At 69.1% G+C, this 1934-nt stretch carries 1 protein-coding gene; it reads right to left on the bottom strand.

Annotation, left to right across the window (positions count from 1 at the left end; all coding sequences use genetic code 11):
- Positions 1-244: 244 nt before the first annotated feature.
- Positions 245-1822: a hypothetical protein gene (locus tag ACFXB5_RS40530; protein WP_385218243.1), complete on the bottom strand. Its 1578-nt coding sequence runs from the start codon at positions 1820-1822 to the stop codon at positions 245-247.
- Positions 1823-1934 lie beyond the last annotated feature (112 nt).

Genomic DNA, 1934 nt, shown 5'->3' with positions numbered 1-1934 from the left:
ACCCGCGGGCGGGGGCCCGCCCGCCCCGCCCCACCCCGCCGCCGCCCCCCCCCCCGATCAGGGCCGGGCCGCGCGGCGTGCGTGGGTCCGGGGGTGCCGGACTCCCTGGGGGCGGGGTTGCCCCAGAACTTTGCGGTGGATCTGGGACACACAACTACCTTGGCATCGGCGGTTGTGTGTCCCGGATCCACCGCGAACTCGGCCGTCGCCGGGAACCTGAGTAGACGAATTCGACATGTCTGTTTCACGGCGTCGCCGCCGGTATGGCCAGAGAGCGTAGGGCGGCCTCCAAAGCCAGAGGCCGGTACAACTCGCTGGCCCCATGCCCAGTGGTGGCTACGGTCGCGCATTCCGTGCTCAGCTCGACGGGATCCAGCAGGCCCTGAAGGGTGAGGATCGATCCGGGCAGCCACTGGCACAGGAGTGGCAGGCCGTCCCGGAGCATGGCCGCTTCGCAGGTGGCCGCGAAGTTCTCCCGCAGCGGCGGGTGAACGACTTCATGGGAGTATCCGGCCTGTTTCAGGCGGAGACGCATCAGCCTCTTTCCCCGCCGCCATTCCAGCGGCAGGGATTCGCCGAATCGCAACACGAGCGGGGTGGCCAGAGGGCTGATGGGCCACAGGCCGTGACGCATGGCGGTCGCACTGTGGACAGCGAGGGCGAGGAGGGTGGAGACGTGGAGTACGGATGCGGGCGCCAGGTCGTCCTCGATGTGAAGCAGGGCGTCCCGGGCGCGGGGACCGAGGTGGTCGGGCACGGGGTGCAGGTTCCACGGGTCGCCGGTGAGGGCTCGTTCCTCCGGCCGCTGGAAGCACAGCTCGTCGCCGCCGACTCCCGTGAACACCCACCGAGCACCGGCAGCGCTCAGACGGCTGTATAACTCGTTCATGGCTTCGGCATAGGTGCCGTCCGTGAGGCTTGTGGGCCTGCCGCTTGCGCGGGGCCCGGTGGGGTGGAAGGGGCCAAACTCTGCGACCGGCACCGTCAGGTCGGGGCCGAGGCGGGCGCGGGCGGAAATCTCGCAGCGTCGCCGGTGCTGCTGATCACCGACGTCCCCGCCGAGCATGAGGGCCGCTGTGCGGACTGGTCCAACGGTCTCGGCGAGGGCGAGTGCGGTCATGGCGCTGTCCATGCCGCCGGACAGCTCCACCGCGCAGCCGTCGGTGGACAGCGGACGGGCTGTGACCTCACATCGCATCAAGTCGCTGAAGGCGGACACGGGATCGGCGTCGGGGTGCAGGATGCGAGGCCGGGAGTGCAGAGCCGGGGTCGGGTAGTCGATACTCAGGCCGGTCGTGTGGTCCCATGCAGCGGTCGCGCGTTCAGTGAGCTGGCGGATGGTGCGAAAGACCGTCGCTGTGCTGTAGCGGGTGCGGTAGGCGAGCATCGCAGCGACCTCGCGGGCGTCCAGGTCATCGGTCTCGGCGTCCAGGTCGAGCAGATCCCACGAAACACTCAACCGACCGCTGCTGGGACGGAGGTAGATGGGCGCGACGCCGCGTGCCCCGCACGTGATCCGTACCCCCTGCCCGGCGGTCATCTCCACTCGTACCGCCTGCAGGGGCCAGGCGTCGGCCTCTTCGGCCTGCCGCCGGTAACCCGGATCGCTCATCACACGCCGAATCATTGTCACCGGCTGTCGGCCACTGGCGGCCTCACGCACGATCAGGCACGACTGGCCGGATTCGGGCTTGGTGACCATGACGTGCTCGATCGCGGGGTGCATGAATGGCTCGATCCAAGACCGCCCGGAGATCCACCGGTGCCCGTCCCACTGCCAGCCGCCTGTGGCGGTCGCTCCCGTCAACTGCATCTTGATCATCTCGCACCTCCCGACCTGGCATGGCGCCCGGCCGCGTTTGAGCACCCCCCCCACACCAGAAGTGACTATTTAGATCTGAAGGTGTTTCAGGGGCCCGGGGCGCCGGTATTGG

Source organism: Streptomyces sp. NPDC059455 (genome assembly GCF_042750115.1).
GTDB lineage: Bacteria > Actinomycetota > Actinomycetes > Streptomycetales > Streptomycetaceae > Streptomyces > Streptomyces endocoffeicus.
Note: the sequence above shows the minus strand (reverse complement) of the source record. Positions and strands in the feature narration are given on the sequence as shown.

Coding starts and splice junctions, on each gene's coding strand:
- ACFXB5_RS40530 (WP_385218243.1), bottom strand. CDS start 1,822: ATGATCAAGATGCAGTTGACGGGAGCGACCGCCACAGGCGGCTGGCAG.